A 3,943-nucleotide genomic window follows, 5' to 3' on the forward strand; every position below is an offset into this window, starting at 1 on the left:
TGTAAGAGTGATCATATATCCAATCTTGTAGGGTAATCTCACTTCAGTTCACATCCTTTTACTTTCTAGGATCCTGATTCTTAATTCATTCATCTGGTTTTCACAGGGGTTTCGCTTAACGTTTGACATTCCTGACGTTCAAGCAGCTTAAGTGACCAAAGGGAACGGGTCGCCAGACTTAGCTGGTTGAATGTATCGCCTGAATAACCCCCTTGGAAATCCTTCTTGGCGATCAAGGGCGAATGCCCGCAGTAGGAATGTTTTGTTATGCGAAGGCACTTTCTTCTTAGTATTACTTCCAAAATTCATACCATTTCTTCTCTCTTGAACTTACTTCTTTGATTAATAAATCTCTAGCATTTTGCCAATCTTCCAAACCCTGCTCAGGCCTATTATTAAAGTCGATAATTTCTTCATCAATCGCCATCCAGGAAGTATGTTCATGAATTTTCTTTATTACTTCAATTGAGGTTTCATCACCTCGTATATGTAGCATAATCTCTGTAATATTGTTCTCCTCTGGGATATTAAACTCCACAGAATAGCCTGGTTGTTCCAGTAATCCCCAAGACGGATCACTAAAATCAGCTTCAGGAAATAGCTTACCTATCATGTTTATTATTTCATCTCTGTTTCCTAGTTCTTCAGTCATCTCATCATCTATATCCTCGACGCTACAAACGCTCTTATTCAGCTTCATAAATGTTACATCCCAGCTCATACCACATCACCTATTTCTTATTTATTCGTTTCTTAATGAATGTATTTGTTTTGACATCATTTAAAGTGCTTTCGCATAACGTTGGCATTCCTGACGTTCAAGCAGCTTAAGAGACCATAGGGAACGGGTCGTCAGACTTAGCTGGTTGAATGTATCGCCTGAGTCTACTTCTCAGAAAATCATTCTAAGCGATCAAGGGCGAATGCCCGCAGTAGGAATGCCGTGTTATGTGATGGTTCGGGCTCTTCTTTGAATTAAGACAGGATGTCGACCCTAGTTCTATTGATTTTGAACTCTTTTTTAATGTCTTTTCATGTCTTGACTTTCACCTATAAACAGCCGGGGATTAGTGTATGATTCATTAGTTCCTAATCGAACTGATTTTTTTATTTAATGAGATTACATTTGTTGTAAATAGAATATAGGTTTTAGAATTAGTCTTTATTTTAATTCTATCGGTAGTACCATATGGAGTACCAATTCTAATAGCATCCTTTTGATCCCCTCCATAAGTATCATCATGCGATACGTCTAAAATTTCAGAAATGGGGATTTCTATTTTGGATAATTGCCACCTAATAACCAGATTATCATTGACTCTTTCTACTTTTATTCCAAACATAGCATTCCCACCAGACTCTTTATAATTGTTTTACTCTCTTAAATCATTCACTTCAGCAACAGGACGTTGCGGGCGTTCTATCTTTCAAATTTCAGTTCAGACCTAACTTTCACATAACGTTTGGGTATCTACGAACCTGAGAGGCTTAAGGCGCATCGCGCCGGGTCCGACGGACTTAGCCTCGCAGGGTTGTGAGCTGAATCTACTTCTCTGCTTACCTCTTCTTGCGAACCAAGGGCGAAGCCCGCAGCGTAGATACGATGTTATGTGATGTTGGGGCCTTCTTTGATGAATCCCACAAAATATTATCTATCAAAAAGAACGACTTATAATTTGTCCTTTATATTCTATTGCATCAATAGCCCTAATACGCTGTACTTCACTTAATTCAGCTAGTTCTGCCCATTTATATTCTGAATGTTCAGAACTTAGATTTATTTCTTTGTCACCAGGTATTGAACAGCGAAATATTCCAACTTGAGCATTGAGATTACTATGATAATAAAATCCTGTTAACACAATATCATAAATATCTAATCCTAGTTCTTCACGACATTCACGAATCAGTGCTTGATGAATCGTTTCTCCAGGATCAACTCCTCCACCTGGTAAACTCCATCCTTTATTTCCGTATGTACGTTTTAGCATTAACACTTGATCTTGTTCATTGAGGATTATTGCATGTGCACCAAACCTATAAGTATCATTAAATCCCACGATATCCCCCCAGATTTACTTCTACATTACATTGATGTAATTAAAATGGTTTTAACATGTATTGCCCCAATTTCACATAACGTTCGCACATTTCTGACGTTCAAGCGGCTTAAGTGACCGAAGGGAACGGGTCGTCAGACTTAGCCGGTTGAATGTGTCGCCTGATTATACTTCCCTGGCATACCTCTTGGTGACCAAGGAGCGTCAGCGACGACGCAGAAATGTAATGTTATCGGATGCTTCTGCCATCTTTGAATCCACTACCGAATATATCTAATGTCTTATAATCAATTTTCTTCATATTCCTTATTATCTAGGAGCATTACTTCATTTACCCATTCTTCAAGTGCCTCATATATTTTTGATTTAGGCCATTGAGCATCTGATTCTTCATTACTCTTCCAAGTTAAATGAACTTGAACATACTTATCAGGAACCTCTTGATATTGAAATAACACATCGTCTCGATCTATTCTTCTAGCAACCACTGTTAGTTTGATTCCTTTGAGAATGTGATTATCAGAAATTTCTTTACTAAGTTCATCGAGAAAAACACTCGAGGTTTCTGATTCCCATGGTTCTAAAAATTCCATTTTCGAGCTTTTCATACTAATCACCTTCACTTTTATGTTTTAACACATTGCAGAAGTTTCCGATAACGTTTCGCATTTCAGACGTCCGAATGGCTTAAGGACCGTAGGTCCGGGTGGCTCTGCCACTTAGCCAGTTGGATGTGTCGCCTGATGCACTTCTCAGAAATCCCTCTAGGCGACCTAGGAGCGTATGCGACGAAGCTAAAATGCATTGTTATGCGTAGTTGCTCGTCCTCTTCGATTGGCCCCCGAAAGATTCGCTTTCCTAATCCTTCTTTGTTCTTGCCTTTGATTCCTTCTTTTCTTTGATAACTCAGTCTTCTACTTTGCAATTATTCGTCTCTATGATGGTTACGTGCCTAAGCTCACTCTTTATCTTCTTCCAAGTAACCTTCTTCTTTGAAATCCCTCGGGACGAATAATTATGCTCCTCCGCTTAGTCGAGTTATCATTAGGAATCAAAGGTATGGGATTAGGAAAGTCTTGCGAATCTTTCGGCCCCATGAAATTTCCTGAATATAATCTAGACGTCAAAAGAATCATAGGAGTTCGATCCTACCGCCGACCTCGGCGTTTCTTGGAGCGATTGTTCCTATGATTCTTGTTCTTCCTCGGCTTTTCCCTCTTGAGTCCAGATTATATTCTTTTTCATGGGGTTGGGCTTCTTCATTGTTTATAGAGCAATTTCGCATAACGTTTGGCATTCCTGACGTTCAAGCAGCTTAAGTGACCAAAGGGAACGGGTCGTCAGACTTAGCTGGTTGAATGTATCGCCTGAATAATCTCCTCAGAAATCCTTCTAGGCGATCAAGGGCGAATGCCCGCAGTAGGAATGCGGTGTTACCTGATGTATCTGACTTCTCTGAATTTACTTTCAAATTCCTTATATCATTTAATTTTATTTGGTGTATTTCATGTCTTTGATGTTCTTGATGTTCTTGATGTTCTTGATGTTCTTAACGTATTTAATCTCACTTAGTTTTTTTTGATTTTCTTTATGTATTTCTATCTCTTCTTCGAAATGCCTCTATGCTGATTTCAAACCTGTTTTTTAGATCTTTCGCTTTTATTTCTTATGCCTTTACCTTTTATTCATTATTTCTTCCTGATTATCACTATCATCGATTCTTTAATGCCCTTCATATGTCCCTATCCAGATATTTCAGGTAACGTTGCGCATTTCTGACGTCCAAACGGCTTAAGGACCGTAGGTCCGGGTGGCTCTGCCACTTGGCCGGTTGGATGTGTCGCCTGATTCCACTTCTTCGAAATACCTCTTGGCGACCTAGG

At 39.2% G+C, this 3,943-nt stretch carries 4 protein-coding genes; all 4 read right to left on the bottom strand.

Going from position 1 to position 3,943, the window contains the following annotated elements; genetic code table 11:
• Positions 1 to 292 precede the first annotated feature (292 nt).
• The 4 genes from AC1D7X_RS25615 to AC1D7X_RS25630 all read right to left on the bottom strand — a co-directional run bounded on the left by AC1D7X_RS25615 (position 293) and on the right by AC1D7X_RS25630 (position 2,668).
• Positions 293 to 700, bottom strand: a complete 408-nt coding sequence (locus AC1D7X_RS25615; RefSeq protein WP_495476416.1) for a hypothetical protein — start codon at positions 698 to 700, stop codon at positions 293 to 295.
• Positions 701 to 1,082: 382 nt separating this feature from the next.
• Positions 1,083 to 1,343: a SunI/YnzG family protein gene (locus AC1D7X_RS25620; protein ID WP_495476417.1), complete on the bottom strand. Its 261-nt coding sequence runs from the start codon at positions 1,341 to 1,343 to the stop codon at positions 1,083 to 1,085.
• Between the two features lie 312 nt (positions 1,344 to 1,655).
• Positions 1,656 to 2,060 (bottom strand): NUDIX hydrolase, encoded by a 405-nt coding sequence (locus tag AC1D7X_RS25625; protein WP_495476418.1) that lies wholly within the window; start codon positions 2,058 to 2,060, stop codon positions 1,656 to 1,658.
• Between the two features lie 287 nt (positions 2,061 to 2,347).
• Positions 2,348 to 2,668 (bottom strand): hypothetical protein, encoded by a 321-nt coding sequence (locus AC1D7X_RS25630; protein ID WP_495476419.1) that lies wholly within the window; start codon positions 2,666 to 2,668, stop codon positions 2,348 to 2,350.
• Positions 2,669 to 3,943 lie beyond the last annotated feature (1,275 nt).

Source organism: Paenibacillus sp. Y568 (genome assembly GCF_059445545.1).

Bases quoted from the DNA above. Each gene is read 5' to 3' on its own strand.
- AC1D7X_RS25620 (WP_495476417.1), bottom strand. From the start codon at position 1,343: ATGTTTGGAATAAAAGTAGAAAGAGTCAATGATAATCTGGTTATTAGG.
- AC1D7X_RS25630 (WP_495476419.1), bottom strand. From the start codon at position 2,668: ATGAAAAGCTCGAAAATGGAATTTTTAGAACCATGGGAATCAGAAACC.
- AC1D7X_RS25615 (WP_495476416.1), bottom strand. From the start codon at position 700: ATGAAGCTGAATAAGAGCGTTTGTAGCGTCGAGGATATAGATGATGAG.